The sequence below is a fragment of the Klebsiella pneumoniae genome (genome assembly GCF_000742135.1).
Taxonomy (GTDB): Bacteria; Pseudomonadota; Gammaproteobacteria; order Enterobacterales; family Enterobacteriaceae; genus Klebsiella; species Klebsiella pneumoniae.
Genome location: NZ_KN046818.1, coordinates 3891140 through 3907415 on the forward strand (window position 1 = coordinate 3891140; position 16276 = coordinate 3907415).

17 protein-coding genes are annotated in these 16276 nt (G+C 57.2%); 10 read left to right on the plus strand and 7 right to left on the minus strand.

Going from position 1 to position 16276, the window contains the following annotated elements:
* Positions 1-144: 144 nt before the first annotated feature.
* Together recN and nadK are read right to left on the minus strand one after the other, a co-directional pair.
* Complete coding sequence (gene recN / locus DR88_RS07235) at positions 145-1806, minus strand: DNA repair protein RecN (protein WP_004149394.1); 1662 nt, start codon at positions 1804-1806, stop codon at positions 145-147.
* A gap of 86 nt (positions 1807-1892) precedes the next feature.
* Entirely contained in the window at positions 1893-2771 is an 879-nt protein-coding gene (gene nadK, locus DR88_RS07230; RefSeq protein WP_025861943.1) for an NAD(+) kinase, read from the minus strand.
* 124 nt (positions 2772-2895) lie between these two features.
* On the opposite strand from nadK, the gene grpE reads away from it, so the two are divergent.
* A complete protein-coding gene (gene grpE, locus DR88_RS07225; protein ID WP_004174800.1) occupies positions 2896-3486 on the plus strand; it encodes a nucleotide exchange factor GrpE in 591 nt (196 codons plus the stop codon).
* A 119-nt stretch (positions 3487-3605) separates the two neighbouring features.
* Here grpE and DR88_RS07220 read toward each other — a convergent pair whose 3' ends face one another.
* Both DR88_RS07220 and DR88_RS07215 read right to left on the minus strand, forming a co-directional pair.
* Entirely contained in the window at positions 3606-4892 is a 1287-nt protein-coding gene (locus DR88_RS07220) for an HlyC/CorC family transporter (RefSeq protein ID WP_004149392.1), read from the minus strand.
* Positions 4893-4911: 19 nt separating this feature from the next.
* Positions 4912-5703 (minus strand): cytochrome C assembly family protein, encoded by a 792-nt coding sequence (locus tag DR88_RS07215; protein ID WP_002914153.1) that lies wholly within the window; start codon positions 5701-5703, stop codon positions 4912-4914.
* A 163-nt stretch (positions 5704-5866) separates the two neighbouring features.
* Here DR88_RS07215 and ffh point away from each other — a divergent pair, with 163 nt between their 5' ends.
* The 7 genes from ffh to DR88_RS07180 all read left to right on the plus strand — a co-directional run bounded on the left by ffh (position 5867) and on the right by DR88_RS07180 (position 11497).
* Positions 5867-7231, plus strand: a complete 1365-nt coding sequence (gene ffh, locus DR88_RS07210) for a signal recognition particle protein (protein ID WP_002914152.1) — start codon at positions 5867-5869, stop codon at positions 7229-7231.
* Positions 7232-7490: 259 nt separating this feature from the next.
* On the plus strand, positions 7491-7739 hold the full coding sequence (gene rpsP, locus DR88_RS07205) for a 30S ribosomal protein S16 (protein ID WP_002914149.1): 249 nt from the start codon (positions 7491-7493) through the stop codon (positions 7737-7739).
* A gap of 18 nt (positions 7740-7757) precedes the next feature.
* The gene (gene rimM, locus DR88_RS07200; RefSeq protein WP_004150977.1) at positions 7758-8306 is read left to right on the plus strand and encodes a ribosome maturation factor RimM; all 549 of its coding nucleotides are present in this window, start codon (positions 7758-7760) and stop codon (positions 8304-8306) included.
* Between the two features lie 31 nt (positions 8307-8337).
* The gene (gene trmD / locus DR88_RS07195; protein ID WP_002914147.1) at positions 8338-9105 is read left to right on the plus strand and encodes a tRNA (guanosine(37)-N1)-methyltransferase TrmD; all 768 of its coding nucleotides are present in this window, start codon (positions 8338-8340) and stop codon (positions 9103-9105) included.
* Positions 9106-9144: 39 nt separating this feature from the next.
* Positions 9145-9492, plus strand: a complete 348-nt coding sequence (gene rplS / locus DR88_RS07190; protein ID WP_002914145.1) for a 50S ribosomal protein L19 — start codon at positions 9145-9147, stop codon at positions 9490-9492.
* Positions 9493-9611: 119 nt separating this feature from the next.
* Entirely contained in the window at positions 9612-10070 is a 459-nt protein-coding gene (locus DR88_RS07185; protein ID WP_002914119.1) for a DUF2946 domain-containing protein, read from the plus strand.
* A 56-nt stretch (positions 10071-10126) separates the two neighbouring features.
* Positions 10127-11497 carry a PepSY-associated TM helix domain-containing protein gene (locus tag DR88_RS07180; protein ID WP_004149384.1) on the plus strand — a complete coding sequence of 457 codons (1371 nt, stop codon included), beginning with the start codon at positions 10127-10129 and terminating at the stop codon, positions 11495-11497.
* A gap of 8 nt (positions 11498-11505) precedes the next feature.
* Here the strand turns inward: DR88_RS07180 and DR88_RS07175 are convergent, their stop codons facing one another.
* The 3 genes from DR88_RS07175 to yfiR are packed head-to-tail and all read right to left on the minus strand — an operon-like array spanning position 11506 to position 13727.
* Positions 11506-11988: an OmpA family protein gene (locus DR88_RS07175; RefSeq protein ID WP_004145671.1), complete on the minus strand. Its 483-nt coding sequence runs from the start codon at positions 11986-11988 to the stop codon at positions 11506-11508.
* Positions 11989-12001: 13 nt separating this feature from the next.
* A complete protein-coding gene (gene dgcN / locus DR88_RS07170; RefSeq protein WP_002914116.1) occupies positions 12002-13225 on the minus strand; it encodes a diguanylate cyclase DgcN/YfiN in 1224 nt (407 codons plus the stop codon).
* On the minus strand, positions 13218-13727 hold the full coding sequence (yfiR, locus tag DR88_RS07165; protein WP_004174804.1) for a regulatory sequestration protein YfiR: 510 nt from the start codon (positions 13725-13727) through the stop codon (positions 13218-13220). The genes dgcN and yfiR overlap by 8 nt, the downstream gene beginning before the upstream one ends.
* Before the next feature lie 342 nt (positions 13728-14069).
* Between yfiR and aroF the strand changes: the two genes are divergently transcribed.
* On the plus strand, positions 14070-15140 hold the full coding sequence (aroF, locus tag DR88_RS07160; protein ID WP_002914114.1) for a 3-deoxy-7-phosphoheptulonate synthase AroF: 1071 nt from the start codon (positions 14070-14072) through the stop codon (positions 15138-15140).
* A gap of 9 nt (positions 15141-15149) precedes the next feature.
* Positions 15150-16271, plus strand: a complete 1122-nt coding sequence (gene tyrA / locus DR88_RS07155; RefSeq protein ID WP_002914113.1) for a bifunctional chorismate mutase/prephenate dehydrogenase — start codon at positions 15150-15152, stop codon at positions 16269-16271.
* Positions 16272-16276 lie beyond the last annotated feature (5 nt).

Here is a 16276-nt window from a genome sequence, read left to right on the forward strand (position 1 = left end):
GATTTGATTCCTTTTTGGGCCCGAGCAGTACGTGGCTCATCTGTAATATGCCGATAATAATAGACCTTCGCGCCGTTGGAAACCTCCGGCTGCAGGTCAGCAGGCAATTTGCTGTTCACTATGACCCTGTGAAAATCAAAAAGTTTACGCCGCAAGCAACTCTTTCGCGTTCGCCAGGGTGTTGCGCGTGACTTCGCTGCCGCCCAGCAGACGGGCCAGCTCCTGCAAGCGAGCACGTTTATCCAGCGGCTGCATATGGGTTTCGGTCATCTCGCCATCGGTCTCTTTGCAGACAAAGAAATGATGGTGGCCGCAGCCTGCGACCTGCGGCAGGTGGGTCACGCACATCACCTGCGTGGACTCGCCCAGCTGGCGCAGCAGCTTGCCGACCACGGCGGCGGTCGGGCCGCTGATGCCGACGTCCACTTCGTCGAAGATGAGCGCCGGGGTTTCCATTTTACGCGCGGTGATCACCTGAATCGCCAGCGCAATGCGCGACAGTTCGCCGCCGGAGGCCACTTTGGCGATTGGCTGCAGCGGCTGACCGGGGTTAGTGGTGACGCGGAACTCAATATGGTCGGCGCCGTCGGCGGTGAGATGGCGTTCATCGAACGCGACCTCAATCGCGAAGACCCCGTGCGGCATCGAAAGTGAGTGCATACTTTCGGTGATAAGCTGGGTCAGCTCGTCGGCGCTGGCCTGGCGCAGGGCATGCAGCTGGCATGCGGTCTCCAGCGCCAGCTGATGATGTTCGACCACCTGCTGGCTGAGGGATTCCAGCGAGCCGGCGCTGTCGTCCAGCAGGCGCTGCTCTTCCAGCATCGCCTGATAAACCGCCGGCAGCTCTTCCGGCATCACCTGATGTTTACGCGCCAGCGCGATTTGTCGGGAAATCCGTTGCTCAAGTTCAAACAGACGGTTCGGATCGAGATCCAGACGGTCATGGTAGTGGCGCAACTCGTCGCTGGCCTCGCTGAGCTGAATGGCCGCCTCTTCCAGCATATCCAGGACGCCGGAAAGCTTGCTGTCCATGCCCACCAGCTCGCTGACCAGCTGCTTCGCGGTATAAAGCTGGCTCTGCAGATTGGCCTCTTCGCCGTCCGCCAGTACCGTAAGGGCGTGCTGGCAGGTGCTGAGCAGCTGGCCGCTGTTGGCCAGGCGCTTGTACTCTTCGTCAATCTGCTCGAATTCTCCCGGCAGCGGGTTAAATTCGTTCAGCTCTTTAAGCTGATACTGCAGCAGATCGGCGCGGGCGGCGCGCTCCTGGCTCTGCTGCTGATGCTGGGCCAACTCGCGGCAGCTCTGGTGCCACTGGCGATAGTGCTCGGCCATACGCTGAGTAAGCGCATACTCACCGGTATAGCCGTCGAGCAGCGTTTTTTGGTGTTCGGGTTTGGTCAGCAGCTGGTGGGCATGCTGGCCGTGGATCTGGATCAGCAGCTGGCCCAGCTCGCGCAGCTGCGAGAGCGGGACGGCGGTGCCGTTGATGAAGCCGCGCGAGCGGCCGTCGGCGCTGATCACCCGGCGAAGTAAACACTCACGCCCGCTCTCCAGCTGATTCTCTTCCAGCCAGCGCTGGGCGGCAGGGGTATCTTTCAGCGCGAAGCGCGCGCACAGGTCGGCACGGGTGGCGCCGCGACGCACCATGTCGGCTTCCGCTCTGCCGCCGAGGCACAGCCCCAGCGCGTCGATGGCAATGGATTTCCCGGCGCCGGTTTCCCCGGTGATGGCGGTCATGCCGCTGTGGAAATCAATTTCCAGTTCACGAACGATAGCAAAATTACTGATGGTGAGTTGCGCCAACATAGCTGCCTTCCTGTATGAAAAACCAATACTGTGTTTTCGTACAGTATAGACTGGTTTTTTATCCAGTAAAGAGGCAGCCGTGAAAATCAGAACAATTTTTTCGACCAGCCGAGCTTGGTGCTTAATGTATTGAAATAGCTGTAATCTTTAGGGTGAATCAGATTGAGGTGATAATCACAGCGGCGAATGAGGACATCTTCGCCATCCTGGATCGGCAGGGCAATCTGGCTGTCGCAGCTGATCTCCAGATCGCTGCAGCGGTGAGAGAAGCGCAGGCGGATGGTGCTGTCGCCGTTGATCACCAGCGGTCGCGCTGAAAGGGTGTGCGGGAACATCGGCACCAGGGTGACGGCGTCCAGCGACGGCGTAAGGATTGGGCCGCCGGCCGACAGCGAATAGGCGGTGGAGCCGGTCGGAGTGGAGATAATCAGGCCATCGGATCGCTGAGAGAACGCAAAGACTTCGTCGATATAGACTTCGAACTCAATCATATGCGCCACTTTGCCGGGGTGCAGCACCACTTCGTTGATGGCGGTGCTGATACGTTTCTGGCAATCCTGCTGACACACCTGGGCCTCCAGCAGAAAGCGTTTCTCGGCGATGTAGTGGCCTTCCAGCACGTCGGCGAGCTGCTGCAGGGCGTTGTCCGGGTCAAGGTCGGTGAGAAAGCCGAGGTTGCCGCGGTTAATGCCGATGACGTTAATGTCGTAACGGGCCAGGGTCCGCGCCGCGCCGAGCATATTGCCGTCGCCGCCCACCACCACCGCGAGATCGGCCTGTTGGCCAATCTCCGCCAGCGTGCCGGTTTTCACGTTGCTGAGCTGAAGTTCATGGGCGATCTGCTGTTCAACCAGCACTTCATACCCTTTGCTGCACAGCCAGCGCCAGAGCATTTCATGTGTGGTCAGGGCGGTGGGGTGACGAGGATGTCCCACAATGCCGATACACTTGAAATGGTTCTTCATGATCTGGATGTCCTTGCGTTAAATGAAATAGTGACAATCTGTCCGCTTCCCTTGAAACCCGGAAACTGATCCCCATAATAAGCGAAGTTAGCGAGATGAATGCGAAAAAAACGCGGAGAAATTCATGAGTAGTAAAGAACAGAAAACGCCTGAGGGGCAAGCCCCGGAAGAAATTATCACGGAGCAGCACGACGACGTTGAGGCGGTAGAGCCTGAAGTTTCGGCTGAGCAGGTGGATCCGCGCGATGAAAAAATTGCGAATCTGGAAGCCCAGCTGGCTGAAGCGCAGAAACGTGAACGTGAAGTGATGCTGCGTGCCAAAGCCGACGAAGATAACCTGCGTCGTCGTACCGAGCAGGATATCGAGAAAGCGCACAAATTCGCGCTGGAAAAATTCGTCAATGAACTGCTGCCGGTGATCGACAGCCTGGACCGCGCGCTGGAAGTGGCTGACAAGGCTAACCCGGAGCTGGCGCCGATGGTGGAGGGGATCGAACTGACCCTGAAATCTATGCTGGACGTAGTGCGTAAGTTCGGCGTGGAAGTGATCGCCGACACCAACGTTCCGCTGGATCCGAACGTCCACCAGGCCATTGCGATGGTCGAGTCTGAAGATGTGGCGGCGGGCAACGTGCTGGCCGTGATGCAGAAAGGTTATACCCTGAACGGCCGTACTATTCGCGCCGCGATGGTGACGGTAGCGAAAGCGAAATAACGCTTGCTGCCTTGCTCAACGGCTGCCTGCGGGCGGCCGTTTTTTGTGTCATCGCTCCCGGCGCGAGATAAAAAAACGGCGGGCCGCAGCCCACCGTGATGTTAATTCCTTCGCTCGCGCTACTCCGCGACGCTCTCGCGTAATGATTTCACCGGCATCACTTTCACCTGTTTGATCATGTTGTCCTGCACGTCGAGGATATCTATATCGTACTGCTCAATGCGCACGCGGGTGCCTGGGACCGGGATCTCTTCCAGCGCTTCGAGGATAATACCGTTGACGGTGCGCGCTTCATCTTCCGGCAGGTGCCAGTTAAACGCTTTGTTGATTTCGCGAACGTTGGCGCTGCCGTCGATAATCACCGTGCCGTCGTTAAGCGGGGTCACTTCCTCCGCCAGGGTGGGTGACATGGAGGTGGTGAAGTCGCCGACAATCTCTTCAAGAATATCTTCGACGGTGACCAGCCCCTGAATATCGCCGTATTCATCGACCACCAGACCGACTTTCTTTTTATTGCGCTGAAATTTCACCAGCTGGGTGCTGAGCGGCGTGCCTTCCGGCACAAAGTAGATCTCATCTGCCGCCCGCAGCATGATCTCTTTTGTGAACTCTTTCTTCTCCGTCATCAGACGGTAGGCTTCACGAACGCGCAGCATGCTGATGGCATCGTCCAGCGAATCGCGGTAGAGCACGATGCGGCCATGCGGGGAGTGGGTCAGCTGGCGGACGATAGATTTCCAGTCATCATTGATGTCGATGCCGACAATCTCATTGCGCGGCACCATGATGTCGTTAACGCTGACCTTCTCCAGGTCCAGCACCGACAGCAGCATATCCTGATTGCGTCGTGAGATTTGTGAACGGGATTCATTCACAATCGTGCGCAGTTCATCTTTGCTCAGGGCGCTGCTGATGACGGTATCGGTGCGGATGCCCATCATGCGCATCAGTATGCGGGTGATGGTATTCAGCAGCCACACCAGCGGCATCATCAGCACCTGCAGGGGCGCCAACAGGAAGCTGCTGGGGTAGGCGACCTTTTCCGGATAGAGGGCGGCGATGGTCTTCGGCAGCACTTCGGCAAATACCAGCACCACAAAGGTAAGTACGCCGGTGGCGATCGCGACGCCGGCGTCGCCGTACAGGCGCATGCCGACGATGGTGCCCAGCGCCGAGGCGAGAATGTTGACAAGGTTATTGCCGATCAGCACAAGGCTAATCAGGCGGTCCGGCTTGCGCAGCAGCTTCTCCACGCGCTTGGCGGGGCGGTTGCCTTGTTTCGCCATGTGGCGCAACCGGTAGCGGTTCAGCGTCATCATGCCGGTTTCGGAACCGGAGAAATAGGCAGAGATAATCACCATGACGATCAGCGTTATGATCAACGTGGTGGTGGAGATATGTTCCACGTAGGATTCCTTAAAAGACTTAGCTCACGAACTGCTGCAGCACGCGGCTACCAAAATAGGCCAGCGTCAGCAGACCGGCGCCAGCGACGCTGAACCAGACCACACGACGTCCGCGCCACCCTTCATGATAGTGCCCCCACAGCAGGACGATATAGACGAACCACGCAATAATCGACAGCACCGCTTTATCGATATTTTCGCTGCTGAACAGATTGTGCATGTAGAACAGGCCGCTGCACAGCGTCAGGGTCAGCAGCACCACGCCGACCTGGGTGATGTGGAACATTTTGCGCTCAATGCTCATCAGCGGCGGCATTTCGCTGCTGAAGGCCAGCTTTTTATTCTTTAGCTGGTAGTCGATCCACGCCAGCTGCAGCGCATACAGCGCGGCGATGATCAACGTGGCGTACGAGAAGAGCGACAGGCCGATATGCACCAGCATCCCCGGGGTGGTTTCCAGGTGGGTGATATATTCGTTAGGCACGAATGTGGCGAAGGCCAGGTTGATCAGCGCGAAGGCATAGACGATAGGCAGCAGCAGCCAGCCGCGATTGCGAGAGGCCACGATAGTCATCACCGTACAGATCATCAGGCTGACCAGCGACCCGACGTTCAGTAAGCTGAGATTTTGCCCGCTCTCGCCGCCGGGGAATATCCGTGCTTCCAGCGCAAAAGCATGGCAGATTAAGGCGATAGTCGCAGATAAAATCGCCATTCGCCGCCAGCTGCTGTTTTTTTGCAGCAAGCCGGGGATAATCAGCGCGAGGCTGACGGAGTAGGCGACAAGGGCGAGTAGAGCAAAAACAGGCATAGGTGTCGGCTGTTGGCTAAATAAGAAAGAGAAGCAGTATAACGTTAGCAGGCCTCTGCTCCAACCGTTGCAGCACATTCAGATTGATGTCGTGTTATACTCCGCCACATTCGTTTTGTGTGTCGCTGCGGCGACCGACCGTTTCCACCTCAGGCGAGAGACAATGTTTGATAATTTAACCGATCGTTTGTCGCGTACGCTGCGCAACATTAGCGGCCGCGGACGCCTTACAGAAGACAATATTAAAGACACCCTGCGCGAAGTGCGCATGGCGCTGCTGGAAGCGGACGTTGCGCTTCCGGTGGTCCGTGATTTCATCAGCCGCGTCAAAGAGAGCGCGGTCGGCCATGAAGTCAATAAAAGCCTGACCCCGGGTCAGGAGTTCGTCAAAATCGTCCGCAACGAGCTGGTGGCGGCGATGGGCGAAGAGAACCAGACGCTCGACCTGGCCGCGCAGCCGCCGGCCGTGGTGCTGATGGCTGGCCTGCAAGGTGCTGGTAAAACCACCAGCGTCGGTAAGCTGGGGAAATTCCTGCGCGAGAAGCACAAGAAGAAAGTGCTGGTCGTTTCCGCGGACGTTTACCGCCCGGCGGCGATCAAACAGCTGGAAACCCTGGCCGAGCAGGTCGGCGTCGATTTCTTCCCGTCTGATGTCGGGCAGAAGCCGGTTGATATCGTCAACGCGGCGCTGAAAGAAGCGAAACTCAAATTCTACGACGTGCTGCTGGTGGATACCGCCGGTCGTCTGCACGTTGACGAAGCGATGATGGACGAAATCAAGCACGTCCACGCCGCCATTAACCCGGTTGAAACCCTGTTCGTCGTCGATGCGATGACCGGTCAGGATGCGGCGAATACCGCGAAGGCCTTTAACGAAGCGCTGCCGCTGACCGGCGTGGTGCTGACCAAAGTGGACGGCGACGCCCGCGGCGGCGCGGCGCTGTCGATTCGCCATATTACCGGCAAGCCGATTAAATTCCTCGGCGTCGGCGAGAAAACCGAAGCGCTGGAGCCGTTCCATCCGGACCGCGTCGCTTCCCGTATCCTCGGCATGGGCGACGTGCTGTCGCTGATCGAAGATATCGAGAGCAAGGTTGACCGCGCGCAGGCCGAGAAGCTGGCCTCCAAGCTGAAGAAAGGCGACGGTTTCGACCTCACCGACTTCCTTGAGCAGCTGCGCCAGATGAAAAACATGGGCGGCATGGCCAGCCTGATGGGCAAGCTGCCGGGCATGGGGCAGATCCCGGACAACGTGAAAGCGCAGATGGACGACAAAGTGCTGGTGCGTATGGAAGCGATCATCAACTCGATGACCCTGAAAGAGCGCGCTAAGCCGGAAATCATCAAAGGTTCGCGTAAGCGCCGTATCGCCGCCGGCTGCGGCATGCAGGTGCAGGATGTGAACCGTCTGCTCAAGCAGTTCGACGACATGCAGCGCATGATGAAGAAGATGAAATCGAAAGGCGGCATGATGAAGATGATGCGCGGGATGAAAGGGATGATGCCGCCAGGCTTCCCGGGTCGTTAAAAACAAGGGCATAAGGCTATCTTGTTTGCCATTTTAGCGCCGGGGTGTGCTCGCCATCCTCACGTACTACCTGTACGTTCCAGTGGTTGCGCACACGCTGGTACTAAACTGGCTGCACCGCCGACGGCCTTTTACAGCAGACTTATCAACTGCTGATTGCATTTTCCCCAGAAATCAGTAAAATTTTCGGGCTTTTAATATGACACCGGGCTCCGTTCCTCGATGGGGCCCGGTTGTTTTATTCACACAAGAGGATGTTATGGTAACTATTCGTTTAGCACGTCACGGCGCTAAAAAGCGTCCGTTCTACCAGGTTGTTGTCACCGACAGCCGTAATGCACGCAACGGTCGCTTCATCGAGCGCGTTGGTTTCTTCAACCCGATCGCTAACGGTGCGGAAGAAGAAACTCGCCTGGATCTGGATCGTATCGCTCACTGGGTTGGCCAGGGCGCTACTGTTTCCGATCGCGTTGCCGCGCTGATCAAAGCCGCTAACAAAGCAGCTTAATCTGTCACGGTGGTCATGATGAGCAAGCAACACACCGCGCAAGCACCTGTTGATCCGATCGTATTGGGGAAAATGGGTTCTTCCTACGGTATCCGTGGTTGGCTCAGAGTGTTTTCCTCCACCGAAGACGCCGAAAGCATTTTTGACTATCAGCCCTGGTTAATCCAGAAGGCGGGTCAGTGGCAGGTCGTTGAGCTGGAAAGCTGGCGCCACCACAATCAGGACATCATCATCAAGCTGAAAGGCGTTGACGATCGTGATGCCGCGAATCTACTGACTAATTGCGAAATTATCGTGGATTCATCGCAGTTGCCGGAGCTGGAAGAGGGTGACTACTACTGGAAAGACCTGATGGGCTGCCAGGTAGTTACGACGGAAGGCTATAGCCTCGGTAAAGTCATCGATATGATGGAAACCGGGTCGAATGACGTGCTCGTCATCAAGGCAAACCTGAAAGATGCATTTGGTATCAAGGAGCGGTTGGTTCCGTTCCTCGATGGGCAGGTTATCAAGAAAGTCGATCTCACTACGCGTACTATCGAAGTAGATTGGGATCCTGGTTTTTAAATTCTCCGGATAAACGGTAAAAGACGGCGCTATGTGGATTGGCATAATTAGCCTGTTTCCTGAAATGTTCCGCGCAATTACCGATTACGGGGTAACTGGCCGGGCAGTAAAAAATGGCCTGCTGAGCATCGAAAGCTGGAGTCCTCGCGACTTCACGCATGACCGGCACCGTACCGTGGACGATCGTCCTTACGGCGGCGGACCGGGGATGCTAATGATGGTGCAACCCTTACGGGATGCCATTCATGCAGCAAAAGCCGCGGCAGGTGAAGGCGCGAAGGTGATTTATCTGTCACCTCAGGGACGCAAGCTTGATCAAGCGGGCGTCAGCGAACTGGCAACGAATCAGAAACTGATTCTGGTGTGCGGTCGCTACGAAGGGATAGACGAGCGCGTAATCCAAACCGAAATTGACGAAGAATGGTCAATCGGCGATTACGTTCTCAGCGGTGGTGAGTTACCGGCAATGACGCTAATTGACTCCGTTTCCCGGTTCATTCCGGGAGTACTGGGCCATGAAGCATCGGCAACGGAAGATTCCTTTGCTGATGGGTTGCTGGATTGCCCCCACTATACCCGTCCTGAAGTGTTAGAGGAGATGGAAGTACCGCCAGTATTGCTGTCGGGAAACCATGCTGAGATACGTCGCTGGCGTCTGAAGCAGTCGCTGGGCCGCACCTGGCTTAGAAGACCTGAACTTCTGGAAAACCTGGCTCTGACTGAAGAGCAAGCAAAGCTGCTGGCGGAGTTCAAAACTGAACACGCGCAACAGCAGCATAAACATGATGGGCAGGCGTGAGCCCCCAATATCAGTTTACCCAGGATAAGAGATTAAATTATGAGCAACATTATTAAGCAACTTGAACAAGAACAGATGAAGCAGGACGTACCTTCCTTCCGTCCGGGTGATACCGTGGAAGTGAAAGTATGGGTTGTTGAAGGTTCCAAAAAACGTCTGCAGGCATTCGAGGGCGTGGTTATCGCTATTCGTAACCGCGGTCTGCACTCTGCATTCACTGTTCGCAAAATTTCCAACGGCGAAGGCGTTGAGCGTGTCTTCCAGACTCACTCTCCGGTAGTTGACAGCATTGCTGTTAAACGTCGTGGTGCTGTACGTAAAGCTAAACTGTACTACCTGCGTGAGCGCACTGGTAAGTCTGCTCGTATCAAAGAGCGTCTTAACTAAGATTCGCTTTCGCGACATCCTGACAAAAAGGGCTGGCCTCAGGGCCGGCCCTTTTTTTATCTTTGTTGTAACCATCGTGATGTAAATCATTTACAATACGCCCTCTATACGGAGGGGCGGTGGTCAGCAACAGTTTTCAGCAAACGACACCTAAACGGCGAGCCGCCTGGCTGGCGCTGTTGGCGATCCTGCTGATCGTGGTGGCCCCCCTGATCTCCGTCTCCCTGCAAAAAGACCCCATGAGCGCCATGCCCGGCATGCACCACGCCATGATGATGGATAGCTCGTCCGCGAGCATGGCGCAGATGCCCGGGCACAAGATGGCAATGATGCACAGCACAGACGGCGCTACGCATACCGGACACGAAATGCCGCTGGACCATGCCGAAGCGTGTGGCTATTGCGTGCTGTTAGCCCATGTCCCGGGGCTCCTTTTCGCGCTGGCGCTGTTCGTCGCCATGCTCCTGCGGCGCATTCGCCTGCCGGTTTCTCGCCCGGTATTAAAGCACTGGCACTACTTTCCCTGGCTCTACCCCGAAACCCGCGCCCCGCCGCGGTTGTCTGCTTTTTCCCTTTAATAAAAATCAATCTGCGCACCGCGCAACGACCTCTTTTGCTTTAAAAAAGGAAAAGTATGACAACCTGCACCTCGCGCGCGGCATGGCTGAACCTGCTGCGTCGCCTCCATTTCTATATTGGTCTGTTTATCGGACCGTTTATCTTTGTCGCTGCCCTGACCGGCACGCTGTACGTGGCGACGCCGCAGCTGGAAAACTGGCTCTATCACGACGCGCTGCATGGCCTTGCCGAGGGGACTCCGCAGCCGCTCAGCGCCCAGATTGCGGTGGCCGAAGAAGCGACCCAGGGCAATCTGCGGCTGCTGGCGGTGCGTCCGGCGCCTGCGTTGGGCGAGACCACGCGCATTATGTTTGCCGATCTGGGTCTCGGAGAGTCGGAATCCCGGGCTATTTTTGTCGATCCGATCGCGCTGCGGGTGAAGGGCGATATGACGGTCTACGGCACCAGCGGCATCCTGCCGCTGCGCCAGTGGATTGATTATGCGCATCGCTCTCTGCTGCTGGGCGACAGCGGGAGGTTATACAGCGAACTGGCCGCCTCCTGGATGTGGGTGGCCGCGCTCGGAGGCATTGCCCTGTGGGCGATGACGCGTCCAAAACGGCGGCTGAATAACGCCCTGCAGAACCATCGTCGGCTGCACGTGACGCTGGGCTGGGGCTTACTGGTGGGTATGCTGCTCTTCTCCGCCACCGGCCTGACCTGGTCGCAATGGGCCGGCGGCAATGTGGACAAAATGCGGGCAGCGTTCGGCTGGCTGACGCCGCAGGTCAATACCCAGCTGCATGGCGAGATGCCGATGACGCACGATCCCCACGCCGGACATCATATTGATACGATGGCCATGGCCCAGCATCAGCCGGCGCTGCAGCTGGCCCAGTTTGACCAGGCGCTGGCGGCGGCCCGTCAGGCGGGGCTGAACGCCAGCCGGCTGGAGATCCGTCCGCCAGTGTCAGACGACCGCGCCTGGACGGTGAATGAGATCGACCGTCGCTGGCCGACGCAGGTGGACGCGGTGGCGATCGATGGCGCCACAATGCAGGTGGTGGATCGCACGCGTTTTGCCGACTTTCCGCTGATGGCGAAGCTCACCCGCTGGGGCGTCGATTTCCATATGGGGATCCTCTTTGGTCTGGCGAATCAGCTGCTGCTGGTGGGATTTGGCTGCGCGCTGTGCGTTACCATCGGGGTGGGGTACCGGTTATGGTGGATCCGCCGTCCGCCTCAGGCGGCCTGGGATCCGGCGCATTCGCTGCTGCAGGCGTGGCTGTCGCTCGCCTGGCCTGCCCGAAGCCTGGTGCTTGGGCTGGCGTTTGCCCTTGGATTGGCCATGCCGTTAATGGGAGCCAGCCTGCTGCTGTTCATTGCCGTTGACTACCTGCGCTGGCGCGCGGCAACGGCAATGAGGATGATGAAGTCCAGCGACTAAGCGAAGACTTACGGCGTGCTGATGACCACCGTTACCCGGCGGTTTTCGGCGCGCCCGGCCGCCGTGTCGTTGCTGGCGATCGGGTATTTTTTGCCAAGGCCGCGGGTGACTAAATTACTGCGTGGGACATGAGCGCCTTCCGCCCAGGCATCGGCCACGCTGTTGGCCCGCTTAAGCGACAGGGCTTCATTGTAGCTATCTTCACCATAATTATCGGTATGGCCTTCAAGGCGGCTATGGGTGATCCCGGTAGCCGCCAGCCGCGAGGCCATCGTGGTGATCTGCTGGCGGCTGTCGGGACGTAGTCGGTAGTCATTCTTGTCAAACAGGATGCTATCGGATAAGCCCAGGGACCAATCGCCATTGCTTTCAGTAAAGCCGTAAGATTTCATCGCCGCCACCTGCTCGGGGGTAAATTTTCCCTGAGGAGCCTGGCAACCTGTCAAAAGCGCCGCCGCCATCAGGGCGGGGACGAAATATTTTCTGATCATAATGAGTCCTTTATTATTTCAGCGTCTGCTGGATACGTTGGTTTTTCATCCGATACATATTCTGATCGGCAAGTTCTTGCAGTGATTCCGCGGTGGCGTGCTCCCACGCCAGGGCATAACCGACGCTCAGCGAGAGCGTGGCGCTATGACCGTTGTGCAGGTTGAATGGCGGAAGAAATTGTTCCGTTAGCGCCTGGCACAGGGCCTGCACTTCTGCTTCCGAGCGCACCTCGCGCAGCAGAACGGCAAACTCATCGCCGCCAAGACGCCACGCCAGATGGCGTTTACCGGCAAAAGTCATCAGGCGGCTGGCGACCTCCATCAGCACTTTATCGCCCGCCGCATGCCCCCAGTTGTCGTTAATCAGTTTGAAATTATCGCCATCAAGAAACAGCAATGCCGAGGTTTGATGATCGACTTCATTCTGCATCAGCTCGGCGAGCGCGTTACGAAAGGCGGCGCGGTTAGCCAGGCCGGTCAACGGATCGTGTAACGAACTGCGCAACAGCTGCGCGTTTTTGGCCTGCAGCTGGCGCTGCCAGTCCTCCATTTCCCCCAGCAGGCTGTTAAAGTCCTGGGCGAAAAGATGGAACTCCTCGATACGCTCCTCCGGCACCCGCCGGGAGAAGTGGCGGTTTTCACGTATATCATGCACGACCTCAGTGATGCTCTGCAGGGCGGCGACGATCCCCCGGTGTAGGGAGTGGGTCAGCAGCAGGGCGATGAACGAGGCGAGCAGAATGCTGCCGGTCAGCACCAGAATCGAGATACCGAGAAAGTGGCTAATCAGTTCATCAAGCGCGGTCAATCTCAGCTCGCCGATTTGTTTGCCCTGGTGCCAGATGGGCTGCACCGTGGGCTCCGGAAACAGCCATTTACTGATAAGCCCGCTCACTTGCTCTTTATTGGCCAGCGGTTCATGGCGCCACGCGGCGAAGTGCTGCATCTGGCCGTTTAGCACGATTGCCTGGGAGATCTGCCCTTGCTTGCCCAACGACGCGAGGGTCTCCTCTGCCGCCGCGCTGTCGCCAAACACCAGGGCGGCTTCGAGGCTGCGCCCCATGGTCGCGGCAGTGAGCTCAAGATTTTTCTGCGCGTACTGCTTGAGCGTGAAGATTGAGGCTGTACTTAGCAGCAGCCAGACCAGCGTCATGGAGATCACCACGCTTATCACGCTAATGCGACGGAGCGCGCGTTTGAAAGTCGGGCGCGGAGTCTGTGAAAAGTCCTTATTCATGTGGTTTCTTCCGGGCAAGCATCAGGACGTCCGGGTTAACCCGAACCCCGCTGTGCGTCAGAACGTCCAGATTAACGGAGAAGCGGACCCGGTCGTCATTGATGATCAGGCAAAACGCGCTACCAATTGAACAATCCGTATTTTGTTCTGCGATGAGTAACAGCGGCCTCGGGCCATAGCGGCGAGTGAGTTCTGACTGTTCAGTCGGCGATTCGCTGCCAAAATAAAAACCATCGCAGGTCGTTTTTAACGCTTCTTCACGATTACGTACTATCACCGGTTGATAGGGTAATGCATCCGGATCTTCATGAGCCAGGCTATGGGTGAAGCGTGATGAGGCAAAAATGCACAGCTTTGGCGCTCCTGTTAATGACGGCCAACGGGTGTAGGTCACGATCCCGGAAACAATAGCGCGAACATGTTCTGAAGGTCCGGCAGCAAAAACAGGAGATACCGCGATGAGAAAAAATACAGTCAATAAAAGACGGTGTAATACTGTCATTAACGCTTCCGTCAAAGTCGCCATAGCGCGGGAAAAGCCGCTGCCGATGCCCGGCGAAGAATACCACTGTTAATAAAACCCGTCATTAGATGCGCCCTTTGCTTTGGGACAATTCTCACCAGGATTTTTCGTACTACCGATACCGTGGGTGCGCAAGTTTGGCTTGTTTTTCCTATGTGTAAATATTGTTATACGCATCGCGCCATTGTGAGTGGCAATTAATTCGTTGGTGTAAATTAAAATTTACGTAATATGGATTGAATTCTTTACTTTGTGTGGTATCGTTACGTCATGCCCTCTGAGGCAACCCTTATCGCAAACGAGCTACACAGGATCGCAATCATGCAAAAAGACGCGCTGAACAACGTACATATTACCGACGAACATGTATTAATGACCCCGGAGCAACTGAAGGCGGAATTCCCGCTGAGCGTCGAGCAGGAAGCGCAGATCGCTCACGCCCGTCAGACCATTTCGGATATCATCGCCGGTCGCGATCCGCGCCTGCTGGTGGTATGTGGTCCTTGCTCCATTCACGATCCGGAAGCTGCGATTGAATATGCTCGTCGGTTTAAAGCCCTTGCCGCAGAGGTCAGCGATAGCCTCTACCTGGTGATGCGCGTCTATTTTGAAAAACCCCGTACCACCGTCGGCTGGAAGGGGCTGATTAACGATCCGCACATGGATGGTTCGTTTGATGTTGAAGGCGGCCTGAAGATTGCGCGTCGTCTGCTGGTCGAGCTCGTCAATATGGGACTGCCGCTGGCGACGGAAGCGCTGGATCCCAACAGCCCGCAGTACCTCGGGGATCTGTTCAGCTGGTCCGCTATCGGCGCGCGTACCACGGAATCACAAACGCACCGCGAAATGGCCTCTGGCCTGTCGATGCCGGTCGGCTTTAAAAACGGTACCGATGGTAGCCTGGCCACGGCCATCAACGCCATGCGCGCCGCGGCGATGCCGCACCGTTTCGTCGGCATCAATCAGGCCGGGCAGGTCTGCCTGCTGCAAACGCAGGGTAATCCGAACGGCCATGTGATCCTCCGCGGCGGCAAGGCGCCGAACTACGGTCCGGAAGATGTGGCGAAATGCGAAAAAGAGATGGCGCAGGCGGGACTGAAGCCGTCGCTGATGGTAGATTGCAGTCATGGGAACTCCAATAAAGATTTCCGCCGCCAGCCGGCCGTGGCTGAATCCGTGGTCGCGCAGATCAAAGATGGCAACCGCTCCATTATCGGCCTGATGATCGAAAGTAATATCCACGAAGGCAATCAGTCCTCTGAACAGCCGCGTGAGGCGATGAAATACGGCGTCTCGGTGACGGATGCCTGCATCAGCTGGGAGACTACCGAGGCGCTGCTGCGTGAACTGGATAAGGATCTCCGCGGCCACCTGGCGGCCCGTTTGGTTTAAGAGGAAAGTATGGTTGCTGAACTGACCGCGTTACGTGATCAAATTGATGAAGTGGATAAAGCGTTGCTTAGCCTGCTGGCTAAGCGTCTGGAGCTGGTGGCCGAAGTCGGCGAGGTGAAGAGCCAGTATGGCCTGCCGATTTACGTCCCGGAGCGCGAGTCGGCGATGCTCGCCTCCCGACGTGAAGAGGCGGCTGCGCTCGGCGTACCACCGGATCTGATCGAGGACGTTCTGCGTCGCGTGATGCGGGAATCCTATTCCAGCGAAAACGACAAAGGCTTCAAAACCCTGCAGCCGAATCTGCGGCCGGTGGTCATCGTCGGCGGCGGTGGGCAGATGGGCCGTCTGTTTGAGAAGATGTTAACGCTGTCCGGCTACCAGGTGCGTATTCTGGAAAAAAACGATTGGGCCCGGGCGGCGGATATCGTCGCCGATGCCGGCATGGTTATCGTCAGCGTACCGATTCACACCACCGTGGAGACGATCGGCAGGCTGCCGCCCCTTCCGGCGGATTGCATTCTGGTTGACCTTGCCTCGGTGAAAGCGGAGCCGCTGCAGGCGATGCTGGCGGCGCATCAGGGCCCGGTTCTTGGCCTGCACCCGATGTTCGGTCCGGACAGCGGCAGCCTGGCGAAGCAGGTGGTGGTCTATTGTGATGGCCGCCAGCCGGAGGCCTATCAGTGGTTCCTCGAACAAATCCAGGTTTGGGGCGCGCGGCTGCACCGCATCAGCGCCGTTGAGCACGATCAGAACATGGCCTTTATTCAGGCGCTGCGCCACTTTGCCACCTTCGCCTATGGCCTGCACCTGGCGGAAGAGAATGTACGTCTTGAGCAACTGCTGGCGCTCTCGTCACCCATTTACCGACTGGAGCTGGCGATGGTAGGCCGTCTGTTTGCCCAGGATCCGCAGCTGTACGCCGATATTATTATGTCATCGGAAAACAACCTGGCGCTGATTAAGCGCTACTACCAGCGTTTCGGCGAAGCGATCGGCCTGCTGGAGCAGGGCGATAAGCAGGCGTTTATCGACAGCTTCCGTAAAGTCGAACACTGGTTTGGCGATTACGCTCAGCGTTTCCAGAGCGAGAGCCGCACGCTGCTGCGTCAGGCGAACGATAATCGGCAGTAAAGCGA